Here is a 15,892-nt window from a genome sequence, read left to right as displayed (position 1 = left end):
TTTTGAATTTTTTGATTTTTTAAGGAGCGTTGAATGCCACGTAAAAAAGAGGTCGTTAGTGGGAATTTCGTGAAGTACGATGCGGTAGTTCTCGGCTCGGGCCCTGCGGGTGAAGGCGCTGCAATGAAACTTGCGAAATCTGGTAAGCGCGTCGCGATTGTGGATATGCGTGAGCAACTTGGCGGTAACTGTACACATGTAGGTACGATTCCAAGTAAAGCTTTACGTCAAACCGTATCGAGCATTATTCGCTACCAGCGTGATCCAATGTTCCAAAAAGTGGGTGAATGGAAACAGTTCACTATGAAGCAAGTGCTTCGTAATGCACACAAAGTGATTCAACTTCAAGTTGATACGCACTCACGTTTTTATGATCGCAATAAAATTGATATCTATCATGGTCGTGCATACGTACAAGACAAAAATACCGTGATGGTATTTAGTGCTGACGGCATGACAGAAACGCTTGTTTTCCAACAATTAGTGATTGCAACAGGTTCGCGTCCATACCGTCCAGATATTTTAGATTTTAACCATCCACGTGTATTTGATTCAGACAAAATTTTGGATCTAGATTTCTCAATTAAGAAAATCATTATTTACGGCGCAGGGGTGATTGGCTGTGAATATGCATCAATCTTTATTGGTCTAGACCATAAAGTTGATTTGATCAACACGCAGCACAAGCTTCTGAGCTATTTGGATGACGAAATTTCAGATGCATTGTCTTATCACTTGCGTGAACAAGGTGTATTAATCCGTCATAACGAGCAAATCGAATTCTTAGAAACCTTTGATGATCATGTTGTGATGCATACACAAAGTGGTAAGAAAATTAAAGCTGATGCGATTTTGTGGTGTAACGGTCGTTCAGGTAATACTGATGGTTTAGGTCTAGAAAACGTGGGCTTAAAACCAAATAGCCGTGGTCAATTGACGGTGAATGAGCAATACCAAACCGAAGTTGAAAATATCTATGCTGCAGGTGACGTGATTGGCTGGCCATCACTGGCTTCTGCTGCTTATGACCAAGGTCGTAATGCAGGCGGAAACATGAGCGGCGAAGAAGGCTTAAAACCTGTAACGTCTATCCCGACAGGTATTTATACTATTCCGGAAATTTCTTCAATTGGTAAAACTGAACAACAGTTAACTGAAGAAAAAATTCCTTACGAAGTGGGTCAGGCGTCTTTCCGTCATTTGGCACGTGCGCAAATTACGGGCGATACAGTGGGCGAATTAAAGATTCTGTTCCACCGTGATACTTTGGAAATTTTGGGCGTACATTGCTTTGGTAATAACGCAGCCGAAATTATCCATATTGGTCAGGCTGTGATGAACAGTCCGAACAATACCATTAAGTATTTTGTAGAAACAACATTTAACTACCCAACGATGGCGGAAGCTTACCGTGTGGCAACCTTAAATGGTATGAACCGTTTGTTCTAAGTCTAGCTTATCTAAAAGAATCCGCTACGGCGGGTTTTTTTTATGCCTTTTATTTAGATGTTTAAGCCAAGAAAAATTGACTTAGCTTCACTAAAAAAACACGAAAAGTGCATAAAAATTACATCGTACAAATGCGATGGAAAAAATAGTATGGATAGATCGATCGGTATAAATAGAATTGGATAGGTCATAGATGACGGATAAAATACGTTTAGCATCATGGGGTGTGCTGTGTCTAATGTTATTAGAGTTGATCTGTGCAAATACAGCCATGGCTAAAACGAAAGTCAAAGACCCAATGCAAATGACTTATAGTCAGCAACATGCATGGCAAGAGATAGAACAGTTCTTACCCAAAGAATTTCAATTAAGCCCCAATCATTTACCCACAGAGGAATGGTGGGCATGGCAAGGTCATAATATTCATTTAGATACGTTTCGTAATCCTAAAGCTAAAATCAAAGTCATTTTATTTCATGGGGTGGGAACCAATGGGCGCCAACTTAATTTGGTTTTAGGTGGACAGCTCGCTAAGCGTGGTTATGAGGTCATTGCGATTGATTTGCCAGGCTATGGTATGACACAGGTTGGCGCTGGTATTAATATTTTATATGACGATTGGGTGCAGGTAGGTCATGAACTGATTGTAAATGAGCAAGCTCAAGACAGCCGTCCCATTGTTCTTTATGGATTAAGTGCAGGTGGGAAGCTGGCCTACGATGTAGCAGCAGAAAATAAACATATTAAAGCCATTGCGGGGATGACGTTTTTAGACCCACAAAACCTTGAAGTGAGAGATCAAATTTCCATAAATAAATGGATGAGCCGTGTCGGTTCGACGACCGCAAGTTGGACGTCTAAATCAGCTTTTAAAAATACAAAAATTCCCATTCGTTGGGTGAGTAAAATGTCAGCTTTGGTGAATAACCCGCAAGCATTAGATGTATTTTTGGCCGATAAAAGCTCTGCAGGTAATACGGTTTCGGTGGCTTTTTTAGATTCGTATTTAAATTATACGCCCGCCATTGCACCTGAAGACTTTAAGGTCGCGCCAATCTTATTAACACAGCCAGAGAAGGACCGTTGGACGCCACTTGCCCTGAGTGAGCTATTTTTGCAGCGGATTCAGCATGTACCTGTAAAAACAGTCATTTTAAAAAATGCAGGGCATTATCCTTTAGAGCAACCAGGATTAAATCAAATGGTAAATGCTATTGACGCATTTTATAAAGCCAATGCGAAATAAAATGCAGATTTAAAAAATAAAGAATTAAAAAATTAAGCACCATACAGGATGGTTATTGTTTTACTGTATGGTGCGCGCGGATTGAAATATTTCTTATTGTTTTAGCTTGTTTTTATTGCACATGAGATTGAATGCTAAAGCATTAAAACGGACGACCTCCAGCTAAGCTAATACGTTTAAGCAAACGGCGTTGCTCCGATGGAAATGGACGGCGTGAATGCAAAGTGACTTGATTGTCCCAAAATACAATATCTCCCGTTGACCATTGATGCTCATAACGAAACTCAGGTTTTAATAGATGCTCACGTAATTGTGCAATCAGCTCACTTCCTGCTTGATCATCATAATTGACCAGCTCAACTTCATTATGCGTGCTGAGCCAAAGTGCTTTACGGCCTGATTCTGGATGGACTCTCACCAGTGGGTGGGCATAGGCATCGCCAACAATTGGTTGGTCTTTAAAACGATAGCGTGGAAATACGCCATAACCTGCACTTGGATCTTGTACTTTGTTTTGTGCAATACGGACAAAAGGGTTATAGGTAATGAGCTGTAGCTGATCAATATGCTGTTTAGTTGCGTCATCTAAGGCATCATAGGCTTTAATGGTGTTATACCAAGAGGTTTGGCCACCATCTTGTGGCAGTTCAATGGCATAAAGTAAAGAGCCAAAGGAAGGCAGAGGTGTCCATTGATGATCAGCATGTGGCGTTAGTTCACCGTGGCCAGTATAGTCACCTTGACCGACTGCGTTGGACACAGGGACGACATCTGGTGGAGTGCCTGTTTCTTTTTGCGTCGCCAAGACTGGTGTGTCGGCACTTGGGCGAAAGATTGAACCAAAGTAACTGGCAAAAGCAAGGTACTGAAGATCATCTAAACTTTGCTGTTTAAAAATTAAAATCAGATGCTCAGCCAAGGCTTGCTTTAGGCGATAAATTGTTTCGCCTGCTTGTGCTTTTTTTGCATCTAGGCCATAGACTTCGGCACCGAGTGCCTCACCTGTTAAGGGTACAATTTGGATGTCTGCTGGGTTTTGAAATTGATCTGCTTGGTGCCAACGAGGGGCATCGTGTATTGCTTGAGAAAGTTGGGTTAACGCTGTCATTTTTATTTCACAGATGTTGTATTTGGATAAACAAAATCTATGAAATATCATGGAGGTTGAGAAATTAAAAAATAAGATAAGTTTATGAAAAATGAAAAAAAATATCTTAAGTTAATGATTTATTTTCTTTTAGTCTTTCTTGCAAAAATATCCTTAAAAACAGCTAAAAAATGTCAAGTTTTTGACATCTTTTAGCTAGGTTTTTTTTTGCTAAATTGAATTAATGCGCACAAAAAGCTTGTTGGAAGTCATTAAACAAGGCAGGGGTTTGCATCCATAAAATAATGGAAAGACCAAATAGCACTGCAATACCTGCTGAAATTGAAAGTTTGAGCCAAAACATTGAATTATTCATGAACGACAGTGTCCTCAGTAACCCAGAAATGCACCAATACACCAAACACACTCAGTAGAATGGAAAAAGCCCACACCATATTGTAGTTGCCTGTCATGTCATGGTTCAGGCCACCCAGCCAACCGCCAAAAAATGAGCCAACTTGATGGGTGAAAAATACAATACCGCTGAGCATGGTTAAATATTTAACTCCGAACATATTGGCCACAATACCATTGGTTAAAGGGACTGTAGATAACCACAATAAGCCCATCGTGACACCAAAGGCATAAATTGTCCATGTGCTTAAAGGCAACAATAAAAACCCGATAATTGCGATACCCCGTAAACCATATAACAACATCAGCAAATGAGGCTTAGAATATTTGCCACCTAACCAGCCTGCGCCGTATGTGCCTACAATATTAAATAGCCCAACCAAGGCCAGAAAGATTGTACCTGTGGTGGCATTGTAGCCGTGATCGCTTAAATAGCCGGGTAAATGGATCCCAATAAACACCACTTGGAAACCACAGACAAAGAAACCCAAAGAGAGAAACCAAAAAGGCTTGTGCTGTTTTGCAATGACTAAAATTTGTTTAAAGCTTAAGCTCAGATGCGGACTTTGCGCAGAAGCATTTGGGTCGACATAAATAGGTGCTTTAAGCATCCAAGCCAAAGGAACAATGAGTGCAACCAAAATGGCACTGACCACCAGAGCCACTGACCAACCGATATGCTGCAATAGCAATAGGGTTGATGGAAGCATAATAAATTGCCCAAATGAACCCGCTGCACTGGCAATCCCCATGGCAAGACTACGCTTTTCAGGCGGGGCTGCACGCCCTACAGCAGACAATAAAACAGGAAAAGAGGTTGCTGAGAGTGCTAAACCTAAAATTAAGCCAACGCTCAGATTTAACAAAAGCCCAGTGGAGCTAATCGCCATAAGGAGTAAGCCAATGACATACAGTACGCCACCAATAGCTACTACAACCTTGCTACCATATTTGTCGGCAAATGCACCTGTAATGGGCTGAACTGCACCCCAAATGAGGTTTTGCATGGCAATCGCAAGGCTAAAAACATTGTGCCCCCAGCCAAATTCATGGCTCATTGGGACCAAATATAATCCAAAGCCATGGCGAATCCCTAAGGACAAAGCCAAAATAAATGCACTACCAATTAACATATAAATCAGAGGCTTGGAAAATCGAGTATCTGTCATTGGCATGGTCATTATGAAAATAATATCGTTATTTTAAGCCAATACAGTGTGTGAAGGGATTAATTAAATTTCACCTGATGATAAAATTTTGTTATGCGAGTTTGTCATAAAAATCAAACAAGACAGCAGGTGCTGTCTTGTTGATGAGCTAACTTAGATTAGAGCAGAAGGGCATTTAGCTTAGAAGCGTATGCCTACACCTGCGTATGCCAAAATAGGGTTAATGTCGATATCTGCTGTAGAGCGAATAAGTTCGCCTTTGGTTGCATCACTGACCGTAATTGTTGTATCACCTTTTAGATGAGCATAAGACACAGAGCCTACAGCAAACCATTTGTCATTAAAGTCATAAGTAAAACCAACAGTTGCAACAGGTGCGAAAGCACTAGAGGCTTCTAAATCGACTTGAGGATTCGCACTACTTGGTTTGCCATCAAGCGCGGCACCTGCTTTTCCATCTTTAATATTGGCAATCATGTGGCCAGCGTTAACCAAATCTTGCTTAATTTGTGGGTTCATTTCTAGCTCATTAAAATAAGCATACATGACACCGACGCCTACATAAGGGCGGAATTTGTTTACGCCCGTTTTACCAAAGTGATATTGCAACTCAGCAGCAGGTGTCCATGCACGTGCAGAAGCGGCAGCACCATGTGCAGCTAAATCTGTAATTTCAATGTCTTTTTTCAGTGGTAAATCACCTAAAATTGAACCTACACTACTTGGTGTAGCAACCCCGCTGAGCGGTGCATAAATTTTACCTGTACCATTTAAATCGACCTTAGGCGGAATCCCAGCTTTCATTTCTAAGGAAAGATTATCGGTAAAAAAGTAGTTGGTCATAATGCCGAGTGTAGTTACGCTATCGGCTTCTAAACCTGTCCCAGGGTTACTCCAAGCAGATAAGCCATCAATTTCAGCTTCGCCTGCTACGCTACCTTTGAGGTACTGTTTGCCATCAGTGCCTTTAAATGACACTAAACCTTGTTGAGTAATTCCTGTGTTTAGAATGGCTTCTTCACTTTTGAGCAGTGTAGAAAGCAAAGTTTTTTTGGTTGAGGCGCCACTGACCGATGTATCAATGGCATCAACCACGGAACTACCCAATACGTCGCCAACTTTCGCCTTTGTACCTTCATCAACAATGGTATTGACCTGAAATGGCTGTGCTTTACCTTGTGGCATCACATGCAATGCGCCGACTGAAACAGAAAAACGCTTAAATCCATTGCCATCTTTGAAGCTAAAGTAAGGGGATTCTGCATGTGCAAGCATAGGCAAAGTCATGCAAGATGTGGCGATACATAATAATGTTTTATTCATTGTCAGGACTCCGTGTCCGTATATTGCTAATAATTTTTCTAAGTTTGCATTATGCAAATAACGTGATTAATTTATTGTTTCTTAAAGCGAATGATTAAGTAGTTCTCCTGTTAAAACAACGCATTTATGTGGTATTTTTTGCGGTTTATATGTTTAGTTATGTAAATGTAAAAATAGCATCATTTTAATTTTATAATGTACTGACGCTTAATATGCGTCATTATAATCCTCGTTTGAGGACTCGAAAAGCGCAACAACTCAGATAGGTTGATTTTCTTTTTTGAGTTTCAAGTGCAAAGGATAGCGCATGAAAGCTATTTTTTTTGTACAATATGTGCAGTATTGATTGAGTAAATCACATGAGCACCCAAAATCCTCCCAAGAAAAAAGCTATAGCGAAACTTCCGTTTCCTATGGTTGTTGATGACCAAGTACAACAAGATTCAGCGCATAATCAAGTCCGTCCAAAGCCAGAAAACTATGCCGACCGTACTTGGATGCCTCCTCGTGGTACGCGTCGTTCAATGGGCAAGCGTTAATAAAAAACCTGCATTTATGCAGGTTTTTTTACATTGATCATTTCATAGCGTTTAATTTTTTTAGCATTTAGCATTTAGCATTTAGCATTTAGCATTGCATAGTAGGCGTTCTTTTTCTGATACATCACTGCATCTGCTCGTTTCATTGTGTCTTCAACACGTTCATCTTTTAGTGAGCATGCATGCCCAATCGAAAGACTGATAGGATGGCTCGAGTGGAATTGATTGTCGACATGCATCAGTTCTTGCAAGCTGTTGAGGCAACTGTGCAACGAAGTTTCATCTGCATTTGGCAGTAGCAATACAAACTCATCTCCTCCAATTCTTGAAGCACTATATTGGGTATTGAGTATTAATTGATTTAATACATGCCCCATACGGCGTAGTTGTTCATCACCTGCATCATGCCCAAATTGATCATTGATATTTTTTAAACCATTTAAGTCGATAAAAATACATGAGACAGGCCGTTGCTGGCTGCGCTCTAAGCGGTTGATCTCATCAATATAAAAACTGCGGTTATAGAGCTTGGTTAGGGCATCATGTTTGCCCAGATATTCTAAATAATTTTCGGCTTTTTTACGCGCGGTAATATCAACCAAAGCGACTTGCACGGTACTCCAGCAATCTTCAAAGCCCGGAAAAACGGTAAATTGTAAGAGCACATGCCGAATGCTTCCATCTAGGGCATAGTTGATGGCTTCATGTTGATGGTGAATTTTACCTGCCCATAAATCTAACAGCTGGGCACGAAATGTTTGAGTCATTTCTTTGGCAAAAATTTTATGAGTATTTTGTAAAATACTGGATTTGTCAGGTGCACCAAACAAATCGAGCGTCGCCTGATTCACATCCAAAATGATAATGTCTTTGATGCATTGCTGAATAAAATCAGGGTGTACATCTAAAAATGTGGTGAAGTCTTCGATACCAATATGACGTAATTGGTCTAAGCGTTTTTTGATTTGGCTAAAGTCTTCAACCCAAAGTGAGGTTGGGGAGTAAATAAAGCGAGCTTCTGCCAATTGGCGGTTTTTTTCTTCTAAGCGACGTGCATTTTGGTAAGGCGTAATATTTTCTGTGCTAATTAATACTTGTGACCAATCATCTGCATAATCGGGCAGGATTGTACAACGGAGTTGAATATCTAAACGTGTGCCATGAATCGTGTAATTGACTGCGGTATTGATATAGTGCGTTTTGCCTTCCCACAGTTGTACCAGTTCATCAATATGTGTGTGTAACATTTCTTGTTGAAAAATCTGATCCAAATGCGCACATAAATGACCAAAATCAGTAGCTTCGTAAAGGGCTAATGTTTGTGAATTGACGTGTAATATTTTAATTTTTTTAACACTTTCTCGAACTAAATCTAAGTTTTGTGACAAATGTTCGGCCAAGTTTTCAATACCATCTTCACGCCACTGCTGTAGCTGTTTTTTGACTGCGCTAAAGTCTTCCAACCAAAGTGGAATGGGTGACATATTAAAAATAGCATTGTCTTGATGAATCATGATGAACTCGAGAGCAGATGGACTTCAGGCTTTGGCTTGAAATGTATTATTTTAAAGTGTGCTTCAAGTCACAAAAATAACTGAAAATTACGAAAAAGCCAATCGGTGAGATTGGCTTTTTTTGATCTATTTTTTTGCTTTATGGGCGGGCTTTGGCGGCATGATTTCACGCTCTCCTAACCAAATATCGGCAAAATCTTTTTCGTTAATATTGTACAGCTCCAATAACGACAAAATGACGCCACCAAAAATCATTGGGCCTTCGGAATTACTTTGAAATTCGAAAATTTTGCCGTTTAAGTTATGCAAAATATCTGCGATTTCAAATACACGATCACGACCATTACTGTCAGTAGGATACATTTGCGTATTGAGCAAAATTCTGGCCAAGCTTTTTTCATTGTCTGTCAGTGCTAAGACATCAATTAGTTCGTCACTTACAGGAGCGAAAATCACGGAATCACGGAAGATTGTATGCAGGAGTTTTTTGCTAAGTTTAGGGAGTGGGCGCTCAACAAAAGCACGAAAAGACGCAGGGAAAATCACATTATGTGAAATACCTTTAAACATCGGTGCGATTTCTTCAACCGTATAACCCGCAACACCGCAGCCGATAGAGGTTAAAAAGTATTTTTGTTTTGGGTGATTTTTAGTGTAAATCTTAAAGTCATCAACATAGTGCTGAATTTGTGAGAGTGGCATTTGTTGTAGATGTTCATTCATGGTTGGAATAGCAAAGCTTTGTCCTGACCAACCACGGCCCACGCCCTTCAGTGCGCCAAAATGCTGTTGAGCTGTTCGTGCAGCACCACCAGCATGTTGACCTGCTAAATTGCTGCCGAATACGAAGATGGTATCTTCTGGTAAAGATTTCACAATACTTTCGTCATGGTAATGGTAAGTCATTCGTATTCACTTATGCTGTGGTTTCATCTCATGGTGCAATTGCTTGATGACTTGGTCAAGTCATGAACAGATTATTTTTCTGATTTATAGGCATTTAGGTCTATAAATTTGCTGAAAATGGGGTGTCATTTGATCCGCTAAATAAAATAGGCATGCATGCGCCACATATCAAAGCGTTGTGATATTGAATGGACTGCTGTGATGGTTCAATACAAGGCTGAACTTTTTACACATGAATGTTACAAGGCAACGTTGTATCGCTTAAACTAGCCCTCATAATTGATATTGATGTTTAGTCCGAGAATAAGCCGAATCCTATGAGTGATCCCCAGCCATTTGAATTAGTCACAAATTTTGAACCTGCCGGTGACCAGCCACAAGCCATTGAAAAATTGGTGCAAGGGGTGGAGCAAGGTATGCATGATCAGTTGCTATTGGGGGTAACAGGCTCAGGTAAGACCTATACCATGGCCAATGTGATTGCACGCACACAGCGACCAACCATTATTATGGCGCATAATAAAACGTTGGCTGCGCAGTTATATGGTGAGTTCAAGTCGTTCTTTCCGCATAATGCCGTGGAATATTTTGTCAGTTATTATGACTACTATCAGCCAGAAGCTTATGTGCCTTCATCGGACACATTTATCGAAAAAGATTCTTCAATTAATGATCATATTGATCAAATGCGTTTATCGGCAACGCGAGCGCTCTTAGAGCGTAAAGATGCGATTATTGTTGCATCAGTATCGGCAATTTATGGTTTGGGTGACCCAAATGCTTATATGAGCATGTTATTGCATATTGTGCAGGGCGATCGATTGAATCGAGATGATCTCATTCGTCGTTTAGTTGAAATGCAATATACCCGCAATGAGCTAGAGTTTTTACGTGGTACTTATCGTATCCGCGGTGAAATTTTAGATATTTTCCCTGCAGAATCGGATCAGTATGCAATTCGGGTTGAGTTGTTTGATGATGAAGTCGATTCGATCCGTTGGTTCGACCCGATCACAGGCAAAATGGTACGCAAAGTTCCACGCATCACAATTTATCCAAAAAGCCATTATGTGACGCCAAAAGATAATTTACGCCGTGCCATAGATACTATTCGCGAAGAACTCACCGAACGTTTGGGCTTTTTTAGAGCCAACGATAAATTGCTCGAGGCCCAGCGGATTGAACAACGCACCCGTTATGATTTAGAAATGATGCAACAATTGGGTTATACCAATGGCATTGAAAACTATTCACGTCATTTATCAGGCCGTCCTGCCGGAGAAGCTCCACCGACCTTGTTTGATTATATTCCAGAGGATGCTTTATTAATCATTGATGAATCGCATGTGACGGTGCCACAGATTGGTGCAATGTATAAAGGGGACCGCTCACGTAAAGAAAACCTAGTGAACTATGGTTTCCGTTTACCGAGTGCTTTGGACAATCGTCCAATGAAATTTGAAGAATGGGAACGAATAGTACCTGCAACGATCTATGTGAGTGCCACACCTGCACGCTATGAATTAGAAAAATCTGAACAAATTGTCGAGCAAGTGGTACGACCAACAGGCTTAGTCGATCCAACCATTGAAATCCGACCTGTGCTGACACAGGTAGATGATGTGTTATCTGAAATTAACAATCGTCGAGAATTAAATGAACGCGTGTTAGTGACTACACTGACCAAACGCATGGCAGAAGACTTAACGTCCTATTTAAAAGAATATGGCGTGAAAGTTGCCTATTTACATTCAGATATCGATACCGTTGAACGGACAAAAATTATTCATGAACTACGTTCTGGCATCTACGATGCCATTGTAGGGATTAACTTACTGCGTGAAGGTTTGGACATGCCAGAAGTCTCGCTGGTGGCCATTTTAGATGCCGATAAAGAAGGCTTCTTGCGTTCAGAGCGATCACTGATTCAAACCATTGGCCGTGCAGCACGTAATTTAAATGGTAAAGCAATTTTATATGCAGACCGAATCACGGATTCAATGCAAAAAGCAATAGACGAAACAGACCGACGTCGTGCTAAGCAAATCGAATTTAACCAAATTCATGGCATTGTGCCACGTAGTGCAGTACGTAAAGTGACGCAAGAAATTGATACAGGTGAAGTGCTTACAGATGATCAAGTCGATGCGAAAATTGATGAGCAAGCGAAAGCTTTAAGTGCAGATGAACAACATTTGCTGTCAGATCCAAAGCTCTTGGCTAAACACATGGCTAAGTTGGAAAAGGAAATGCTGAAAGCCTCGAAAGAGCTTCAGTTTGAGCAAGCCGCACGACTTAGAGACGAGATTTTGCGCCTAAAATCACAGTTGTTACAATGATTTTTAGTTCTTAGGGAGATGTAGATCATTACATAATTTAGACACATGGTCGATTTTCACGCGTTATTGTAAGTAGGAAAATTTGAGCTTAAATATGTTTTTTGAATCAAACTTAATCTATTTATATAAAAACGTAGGACTTTATTTATGATAAATCATCTCCCAAAAGCTGGCTTTAGATTGGCAAAAATTGTTGTAGGTGGTGCGGTAGTGGTGGGCTTAGGGGCTGCCACTATGGCTTATGCTCAAACCAAACCTTTGGCTGTGGTGGAGCGTGTTGAGCTTGATCGTTATTTGGGCACTTGGTATGAAGTGGCCCGTAAACCACTGGTCTTTCAAAATAAGTGCGATCGTGATGTGACTGCGGTATATACTTTAAATGTAAATGGCAATATCAAAGTAGATAATCGCTGTGTGATGAAAGATGGCAAAGTGACCTCATCGCTTGGTGAGGCATTTGTACAAAACGCACCGTTTAACAGTAAATTAAAAGTAAGCTTCTTGCCTGATGCCGTTCGTTGGTTACCTGTAGGTCGTGGCGATTATTGGGTATTAAAGATTGACGAAGACTATCAGACCGTTTTAGTGGGCGAGCCACGCCGTAAGTATTTATGGGTGTTATCACGTGTGCCACATCCTGATCAACACGTGATTAATGAATATTTAGACTATGCCAAAGGTCTTGGCTATGACTTAAGTGATGTTATTCATACCAAACAAAGTAAAAAAGCACCGCACTAATTTTAACTTATAGAACAAATGATAAAAAAACCATGCTTAAGCATGGTTTTTTTATTTGCTAGAATCATCCACTATATAGATACTGTCTGCTGTTCATTTGAATATGCATAATCCAGAGGTTGTTTGAGGTGAATGATGTATAAAGGCGTTGCATTGTCTGTTTTGGCATCTGTCACTTTTGGTGTGTTGTATTTCTATACTCAGTTTTTACAGCCCTTGGATAGTGAGCAAACTTTTGCTTGGCGTATGTTGGCCACATCGCCATTTTTAACGCTGTTTATGTGGTATTCAGGTGATTTAAAACACGTTACAGCAATCTTTAAACGAATCGTGCAACAGCCTGCGCTGTTGATTTGGCTCATTGTGAGTTCTTTATTGTGTACCACTCAATTGTGGTTGTTTTTGTGGGGTCCTATTAATGGGCGAGGCCTGCAAGTATCCTTGGGCTATTTTTTATTGCCTTTGGTTATGGTGCTAGTAGGCTGTATTTTATGTAAAGAAAAGCTGACAAATTGGCAGTGGGCCGCAGTGTTTTTAGCTGTATTAGGTGTAGGGCACGAAATATGGCGAATTGGTAGTATTGCTTGGGAAACTATTTATGTTGCTTTGGCTTATCCTTTATATTTCTTTTTGCGCCGTGTTTATAAAACAGATCACTTAGGTGGTTTTTGGTGGGACTTACTGCTGATTATTCCTGTGGCCATTTATCTAGGCTTTTTCTATAGCGATAGTGTTCCTTTAATTGCACAGTTTCCACATTTAATTTTTGCAGTTATTGGTCTGGGCTTATTAAGTGCCTTTGGTTTAGGGAGTTATATTTTAGCCAGTCGCATGTTGCCATTTGTCATCTTTGGTTTACTTAGTTATTTAGAGCCAATTTTATTGGCTTTTGCCTCTTTAGTTTTGGGTGAGCGTATTGAAGCCAATGAATGGCTCACTTATATTCCAATTTGGTGCGCGGTATTGTTATTAATGGTGGAAGGTACAGTGCATGTATTTAAGCAAAAGCAAAAAGAAAAAATGTTGCAAAAAAATGTCGCTGCTTTGCAAAAGCGTTTAGATCCATAAATATCAATTCTGATTTAAAGCTAGCGATATTGATCAAAAATGATCAAGACAGATTAATATATCATTTTGATTGATATCGCGATAAGAAAGAATGTTCAATTAAAAAATAAAAAAAACTTAGAGCCGATACGTCTTCGAAAATATAGCAATTTTTTAAAAATCAGATAAACCGTTTATCTTTTCGCTCAAAGACAGAATCACGCTATTGATTAAAAAATGATAACTGTTTAACATTTATGCTTATAAAAAGACGAATGCTTTAAACTTAAATAAATTTCACAAAACTTGAGGGCTAGGACATGCAAAATAGCAGTATTCCATATCAAATACGCGCCGCATTATTGCAGCTAGAACCTAGCCTTGATGTGGATTGGGAAGCGCGCTTAACTAAGATTCTTGAAGAATCTGACATGGCTTTGCGCGAAGAGATTGATCATCAAATTTTAAAAAGCAAAGAAATCTATTGGAACCGCATGACAGGTGGTTTTGAGTACAAAGCGTCATCCAGTTTGGCTATTTTAAAACACAGCCTTAGCAATGATCGCATGCAACATATTGCCAAAACGCTGAGTGAATCTTTAGAAGACCTTAAATCTATTCAAGACAGCACACAAATTGCGGATTATTTGGAAAATGCGATAGAGCAAATTGACCAGATTTCTGTAGATGAAAACTTTATGTTGCAACGCGAAAAATTAATGATTCGCCGTACTTTTTTACTCAATGCAGCCAAAGTCATTCGCCGTATGGTGATCACACCGCCAGAAGGGATCCGTAAGCTCACAGAGTCGCAGATTAAATGCTTTATTATTGAAGTATTTATTAAGCAACAATTATTAGGTTATTGGTTTAAACCTTTGTTGAAACGCCATTCGGACATTATGAAGCATCCGATTTTCCGATATTATTTGAGCAAACAACAAAAAATCCGTCATTTTGAATTGGTAAAAACCTCACAATATATTTTTTTGACCGCGCCTGTAATGCAGGTAGAGCAAAATCCCTATTCAATTCGACGCTTTTTAACCGAAGAGAAAGGGGCAATCGAAGCGCAAACATTTTTAAATGTGATTGTGTTGGATATGCAGGCCACTGAAGAAAATGAATATATTGATCACTTTAAATCTTTAATTGAATGCATGGTGACTGTACAAAGCCAAATTCATGTTGATGTGATGGATACTGTGTTGCAATTGGAAGAGGTCTGCGAAAAATCTTTAATTCCATTACTCATTGAACCGATTCAATTTGTAGCTAAAAATGCAGATGTTGTGGCACAAATGCATTTGAAAAAATTTGAAAATATATTAACTGCTGATTTTTTTAAACCTGTCTATGAGGCGATTAAATCGCATTTGTCACATATTGAAGAATTCGATTATTTATATTTAAGTGTACATCGTCTATATTCAGAATTACTCGCGTATTATCGTGAGTTTAAACAACAACCTGCATTGGTATTTAATCAGCATGTGCAGTTGTTTGAATATAAAATGGTCGGCTATTTGAAATTATTAGAAAAACGTCGACAAGATACTTTTGTGCCTCTGAATCAACATGAGTGGGAAGTCATGCATCAACGCTCACTGAAACCATTGCAAGATATTCGTTTTGCAATGACAGAGCATTTGCTGGATTACCGTGAACTGACAATCTATATCAATAAATTGAAACGCCAAAGTGCTGAAAAAGGCTCATTCTTTAAGCGCATGACCAAGAGTAATCAAGCAGAGCGTGATTTGGCTGAAGCGTATAAGCTCGGGCAACAAATGAAGCACAAAATGTTTATGAGTGTTTTGCAAGCACCACGCCAGAATCCGAAATGTTCAGTCTTTTTAGAGTTTGAGACTTTACATAATTTTAGTGAACATGAGCGCCACTATGCATTTCCTTGTGGTGACAATGGCATTACACGCTTACCAATTTTGCTTCGCTTACCCGAAACCTATTCAGATTTTGATGTAGAAGACTTTAATGCCTCTATTAATTTTGACCTTAACTTTTCTGTGGCGTCAAAAGCTGAAAAAACCAGTTATGAGTTAAATTACTCACATTGATAAGGACTTTAATTGTAAACAGCTTAATTCACTGATTGAT

Annotated in this window: 13 protein-coding genes; 7 read left to right on the top strand and 6 right to left on the bottom strand. The window is 39.6% G+C overall.

Going from position 1 to position 15,892, the window contains the following annotated elements; genetic code table 11:
- Positions 1–33 precede the first annotated feature (33 nt).
- Together sthA and C9E88_RS11150 are read left to right on the top strand one after the other, a co-directional pair.
- Positions 34–1,449: a Si-specific NAD(P)(+) transhydrogenase gene (gene sthA / locus C9E88_RS11155; RefSeq protein ID WP_106984663.1), complete on the top strand. Its 1,416-nt coding sequence runs from the start codon at positions 34–36 to the stop codon at positions 1,447–1,449.
- 193 nt (positions 1,450–1,642) lie between these two features.
- The gene (locus C9E88_RS11150) at positions 1,643–2,695 is read left to right on the top strand and encodes an alpha/beta hydrolase (protein WP_264766848.1); all 1,053 of its coding nucleotides are present in this window, start codon (positions 1,643–1,645) and stop codon (positions 2,693–2,695) included.
- Between the two features lie 142 nt (positions 2,696–2,837).
- On the opposite strand, the gene C9E88_RS11145 is transcribed toward C9E88_RS11150, so the two are convergent.
- The 4 genes from C9E88_RS11145 to C9E88_RS11135 all read right to left on the bottom strand — a co-directional run bounded on the left by C9E88_RS11145 (position 2,838) and on the right by C9E88_RS11135 (position 6,688).
- Positions 2,838–3,803, bottom strand: a complete 966-nt coding sequence (locus C9E88_RS11145; protein ID WP_106984664.1) for a TauD/TfdA dioxygenase family protein — start codon at positions 3,801–3,803, stop codon at positions 2,838–2,840.
- 220 nt (positions 3,804–4,023) lie between these two features.
- A complete protein-coding gene (locus C9E88_RS17920; protein WP_256733394.1) occupies positions 4,024–4,158 on the bottom strand; it encodes a hypothetical protein in 135 nt (44 codons plus the stop codon).
- The gene (locus C9E88_RS11140) at positions 4,151–5,365 is read right to left on the bottom strand and encodes an MFS transporter (protein WP_106984744.1); all 1,215 of its coding nucleotides are present in this window, start codon (positions 5,363–5,365) and stop codon (positions 4,151–4,153) included. The genes C9E88_RS17920 and C9E88_RS11140 overlap by 8 nt, the downstream gene beginning before the upstream one ends.
- A 180-nt stretch (positions 5,366–5,545) precedes the next feature.
- Positions 5,546–6,688, bottom strand: a complete 1,143-nt coding sequence (locus tag C9E88_RS11135) for an OmpW/AlkL family protein (protein ID WP_106984665.1) — start codon at positions 6,686–6,688, stop codon at positions 5,546–5,548.
- Between the two features lie 359 nt (positions 6,689–7,047).
- Between C9E88_RS11135 and C9E88_RS11130 the strand changes: the two genes are divergently transcribed.
- A complete protein-coding gene (locus tag C9E88_RS11130) occupies positions 7,048–7,227 on the top strand; it encodes a hypothetical protein (protein WP_106984666.1) in 180 nt (59 codons plus the stop codon).
- Positions 7,228–7,301: 74 nt separating this feature from the next.
- Here C9E88_RS11130 and C9E88_RS11125 read toward each other — a convergent pair whose 3' ends face one another.
- Together C9E88_RS11125 and C9E88_RS11120 are read right to left on the bottom strand one after the other, a co-directional pair.
- The gene (locus C9E88_RS11125) at positions 7,302–8,741 is read right to left on the bottom strand and encodes a sensor domain-containing diguanylate cyclase (protein WP_106984667.1); all 1,440 of its coding nucleotides are present in this window, start codon (positions 8,739–8,741) and stop codon (positions 7,302–7,304) included.
- A 126-nt stretch (positions 8,742–8,867) separates the two neighbouring features.
- Positions 8,868–9,647: an A1S_2505 family phage non-structural protein gene (locus C9E88_RS11120; RefSeq protein WP_106984668.1), complete on the bottom strand. Its 780-nt coding sequence runs from the start codon at positions 9,645–9,647 to the stop codon at positions 8,868–8,870.
- Positions 9,648–9,964: 317 nt separating this feature from the next.
- On the opposite strand from C9E88_RS11120, the gene uvrB reads away from it, so the two are divergent.
- The 4 genes from uvrB to C9E88_RS11100 all read left to right on the top strand — a co-directional run bounded on the left by uvrB (position 9,965) and on the right by C9E88_RS11100 (position 15,852).
- Positions 9,965–11,986 (top strand): excinuclease ABC subunit UvrB, encoded by a 2,022-nt coding sequence (gene uvrB / locus C9E88_RS11115; RefSeq protein ID WP_106984669.1) that lies wholly within the window; start codon positions 9,965–9,967, stop codon positions 11,984–11,986.
- 147 nt (positions 11,987–12,133) lie between these two features.
- Entirely contained in the window at positions 12,134–12,727 is a 594-nt protein-coding gene (locus C9E88_RS11110) for a lipocalin family protein (protein ID WP_106984670.1), read from the top strand.
- 135 nt (positions 12,728–12,862) lie between these two features.
- Entirely contained in the window at positions 12,863–13,795 is a 933-nt protein-coding gene (gene rarD, locus C9E88_RS11105; RefSeq protein ID WP_106984671.1) for an EamA family transporter RarD, read from the top strand.
- 299 nt (positions 13,796–14,094) lie between these two features.
- The gene (locus C9E88_RS11100) at positions 14,095–15,852 is read left to right on the top strand and encodes a DNA topoisomerase VI subunit B family protein (protein ID WP_106984672.1); all 1,758 of its coding nucleotides are present in this window, start codon (positions 14,095–14,097) and stop codon (positions 15,850–15,852) included.
- The last annotated feature ends 40 nt before the right edge of the window (positions 15,853–15,892 follow it).

Origin of the sequence: Acinetobacter cumulans (genome assembly GCF_003024525.3) — a bacterium.
Taxonomy (GTDB): Bacteria; Pseudomonadota; Gammaproteobacteria; order Pseudomonadales; family Moraxellaceae; genus Acinetobacter; species Acinetobacter cumulans.
This window is presented reverse-complemented; position numbering and strand designations above follow the sequence as displayed.